At 72.0% G+C, this 3,343-nt stretch carries 4 protein-coding genes and 1 pseudogene; 3 read left to right on the top strand and 2 right to left on the bottom strand.

Annotation, left to right across the window (positions count from 1 at the left end):
• Positions 1-599 (top strand): bifunctional DNA primase/polymerase (locus tag H5J30_RS23220; protein ID WP_181789321.1); only part of this gene is annotated, 599 nt, incomplete at its 5' end.
• Between the two features lie 16 nt (positions 600-615).
• Here H5J30_RS23220 and H5J30_RS23215 read toward each other — a convergent pair.
• Positions 616-1,599: an SCO2278 family lipoprotein gene (locus H5J30_RS23215; protein WP_181789320.1), complete on the bottom strand. Its 984-nt coding sequence runs from the start codon at positions 1,597-1,599 to the stop codon at positions 616-618.
• A gap of 200 nt (positions 1,600-1,799) precedes the next feature.
• On the opposite strand from H5J30_RS23215, the gene H5J30_RS23210 reads away from it, so the two are divergent.
• Entirely contained in the window at positions 1,800-2,528 is a 729-nt protein-coding gene (locus H5J30_RS23210) for a CDP-alcohol phosphatidyltransferase family protein (protein WP_374101014.1), read from the top strand.
• On the opposite strand, the gene H5J30_RS23205 is transcribed toward H5J30_RS23210, so the two are convergent.
• On the bottom strand, positions 2,488-2,973 hold the full coding sequence (locus H5J30_RS23205; RefSeq protein ID WP_181789318.1) for an FAD synthase family protein: 486 nt from the start codon (positions 2,971-2,973) through the stop codon (positions 2,488-2,490). The two genes, H5J30_RS23210 and H5J30_RS23205, sit on opposite strands and share 41 nt — an antisense overlap.
• A gap of 122 nt (positions 2,974-3,095) precedes the next feature.
• Here H5J30_RS23205 and H5J30_RS23200 point away from each other — a divergent pair.
• Positions 3,096-3,343: pseudogene (locus H5J30_RS23200) on the top strand (glycosyltransferase WbuB); the annotation flags it as partial.

The raw sequence follows: 3,343 nt of genomic DNA, 5'->3' as shown, positions 1-3,343 counted from the left end.
CGCTGGCGCCCGCCGCGTACCCGGAGGGCTACGGCTGCTCCTGCGACCGCATCGGCTGTCCCTCGCCCGGCCGCCATCCCGTCTCCTTCGCCTGGCAGACGCAGGCCAGCGCCGACGCGCAGCGCATCGAGCGGTGGCTCGCCGCGCAGCCGGAGGCCAACTTCGTCACCGCCACGGGCCGCAGCCACGACGTTCTGGACGTGCCGCTGGAGGCGGGCACGCGGGCGCTGGCGCAGCTGGAGGCGGCGGATGTCGCGGTCGGTCCCGTGGCGGTCAGCCCGGAGGCGCCGGGGCCGGGGCGCATGCTCTTCTTCACCTCCACCCGCGGCACGCCGGAGGACGAGGACGAGTGGTGGCCGTGCGAGCTGGACTGCCGCCCGGAGACCATGGACGAGCACCCGGGGCTGCGCTGGCACTGCCGCGGCAGCTACGTGCTGGTGCCCCCGGCGCGGCTGCCGGGCGACGACGGCGTGACCTGGCTGCGCGGGCCCGAGCATCCGCTGCCGGACCCGCTGACGCTGCTGGAGGCGCTGACGGATGCCTGCGCGGTGTACGCGGGCGCGGAACGCGAGCGCGAGGCGGCCTGGCCGCTGCGCTGAGGGCGGCCTTCGCCGGTCAGCTCCCCTCGGCGCCCACCACCCCTTCCAGGCGGTTGTAGAAGACGATCCCCTCGCCCTTGTCGTCGCGCGGCGGCACCACCACCGCCTGCTGGGAGACCCGCTCCATCGTCAGCGACTTCTTCGCCGTGCCCGTCATCAGGGGCTTCGCCGCCGACGGCACCTCCACCTCGCGGCCCTCGGCCACCGTCTGCTTGACGAAGTGCCGGGTGCTGAACATCACCAGCGCCCCGCCGTCGGCCAGCCGCAGCGCGACCGGCGGGTACTCGGGGGTGGCCTCGTCGACGTACTGCGTGACGTACTCGGGCGTGCGCCGGTACTGCTCGCGCGAGCCGACCCGCTCGGACGTGTGCTGCCCCGGTGCGAAGTCCTCGCCCGCGCCGTCCTTCAGATACGCGGCGTACGTCTTCCCCAGCTGCGCGGGCGCGACGGTCAGCCCCGCGGACGCGCCCAGCGGCACGCGGCGGACATGGCCGTCACCGTCCTCGGCGAACTCCCCGATGGCGGCCGTCTCGGAGTCGTCCAGCAGCGACAGGTGGGTGGCGTGCCAGCTCGCCTCCGGCCCCTCCTTGACGAAGACCAGGAGCCAGCGCAGCTCGTTGCGGTTGGTCAGGGTGTCGGCGACGAACCACCGGGGCCAGCCGCGCTGCTGGGGGATCAGGTAGCGGGTGTCGCTGAACTCCAGCGGCTCGTACTCGGGGTTGCCCTCCGGGTAGTCCGCCTTGCGCACCTTCAGGCCGGCCTGGTCGATCTCGCGGAGCCCGCCGGCCTCGATGCGGGAGTTGACGTCGAGGTCGTAGTCCTCGTTGGCCTTGTTGTTCAGCTTCCCGAAGCGGTCGAGGACGCGGCCCGCCTCGTCCTTCTGCACGGCCGGCTGGAGCACCTCCTCGCCGTGGACCGTGACGCAGCCCGTGAGCGTCAGCAGCAGCGCCGCCAGCAACGGCACCGCGGCGACGGTCATCCGGAAGCGGCGTATCGGCATGATCTTTTTCTCCGACTCCTGCGCGGGGGCCTGGGAACGGCGTCACCTTACCGGTTCCGCGGCGGGGTACCGGAGCGGGACCGGATCCGGTCCCGCAGGCGGTGAACGGGCGGTGCGGCGGGCAGTGATTCGGCTCTCATTCGGCTCCGGAAGGCCAAAACCCTTCCCCGGGACGGGTCCGAGCGATCATCATGCTGCGCATGACATTCGGGGCAGCACTGAGCGAGTTGCGCAAAGCTCAGAAAACGGCGAAGGGCGTCTCGCTCTACTCGCGCTACGTCAACCGGCCGCTGGGGCGGGTGTTCGCGGCGGGCGCGTACGTCCTCGGGCTGCGGCCGAACCATGTGACGCTGCTCAGCGCGGCGTTCACCGGCGGCGGGATCGCCTGCGTCGCGCTGGTACGCCCCGGCTGGGCACTGGCCGTCGCGGTGTACGCGCTCCTCGTCGCCGGCTTCGCCCTCGACTCGGCCGACGGCCAGCTGGCGCGGCTGCGCCGGGAGTCGAGCGCGGCCGGCGAGTGGCTGGACCACTTCGTCGACTGCGCGAAGGTCACCGCCGTGCATGCCGCCGTCCTCGTCTCCTTCTACCGCTTCTTCGACCTCTCCTCGGACGCCTGGCTGCTGCTGCCGCTCGGCTTCCAGCTCGCCGCGGTGCTGATCTTCTGCGGCGGGCTGCTGGCCGACAAGCTCAAGCCGAAGCCCGCCCCGGGATCCGCACCCGGAGCCGGCGCCGCGCCGGCCCCGCCGCCCTCGCGGCTGCGGGCCGTGGCGCTGCTGCCCGTGGACTACGGCGTCTTCTGCGTGGTGTTCCTGCTGCTGGGCAGCGAGAGCGCGTTCCTCGCCGGCTATACGGCGCTGGCCGTGGCGGCGGCGCTGTTCCTGATCGCCTTTACGGCGAAATGGTTCCGGGAGCTGTCTGCGGCGGGCTGAGGGGGGCCTCGACGCGGGAGCCGCGGCCGGAGAGGGCGTCGAGCGCGCGGCGCAGTTGCGTGCTCGACGTGTGCACGGTGTACGGGAAATAGACCACTTCCACGCCCACCGTCCTGAAGTCGGCCTCCAGCTTGTCCCCCTTGGGCGTGCCCCGCCAGTCGTCGCCCTTGAAGATCACGTCGAACCGGACCTGCTGCCAGGTCTCCAGCTTGTCGGGCACGGTCTCGACGAACGCCGCGTCCACGTGCCGGATGCTGCGGACGATCTCCAGCCGCTCGACCAGCGGCACGACCGGGGCGCGGCCCTTCGCCAACTGCGCCATCTCGTCGGAGACCACGCCCGCGACGAGGTAGTCGCAGCGGCTCCGGGCGTGCCGGAGGATGTTCAGGTGTCCCACGTGAAAGAGGTCGTAGACCCCCGGTGCATAGCCGACCGTGTGCGCCACGGCACCCCCCAAGTATTCCCCCTGATATGTGCGCAACCCCCGGCGCGCCAGGAGTGTCAACCATAACGGGCAGGTGCGGATAAGGTGCAAGCCGGGCTTCGGGAAGGCAAACGAGGGATGGCATGGTGACGCGGGTACTGCTGGTTTCGACCAACTATGCGCCGGAACAGGCAGGAATCGGGCCGTATGCCACGCAGATCGCGGAGCACTGGGCCGGGACCGGCCGCGCCGAGGTGCACGTGCTGGCCGGCATGCCGCACTACCCGAACTGGCGCGTCGCCGAGGACTACCGCGGCGTCTGGCGCAAGGAGGAGGAGCGGGCCGGCGTCCGCCTGCACCGCCGCCGCCACTCCGTACCCGCACGGCAGAC

This window comes from Streptomyces phytophilus, from assembly GCF_013870535.1.
In the GTDB taxonomy this organism is placed as follows: Bacteria; Actinomycetota; Actinomycetes; order Streptomycetales; family Streptomycetaceae; genus Streptomyces; species Streptomyces phytophilus.
The sequence above is the reverse complement of the archived record's forward strand: the minus strand, read 5'-3'. Positions and strand labels throughout refer to the sequence as shown.

Bases quoted from the DNA above. Each gene is read 5' to 3' on its own strand.
- H5J30_RS23215 (WP_181789320.1), bottom strand. From the start codon at position 1,599: ATGCCGATACGCCGCTTCCGGATGACCGTCGCCGCGGTGCCGTTGCTG.
- H5J30_RS23210 (WP_374101014.1), top strand. From the start codon at position 1,800: ATGACATTCGGGGCAGCACTGAGCGAGTTGCGCAAAGCTCAGAAAACG.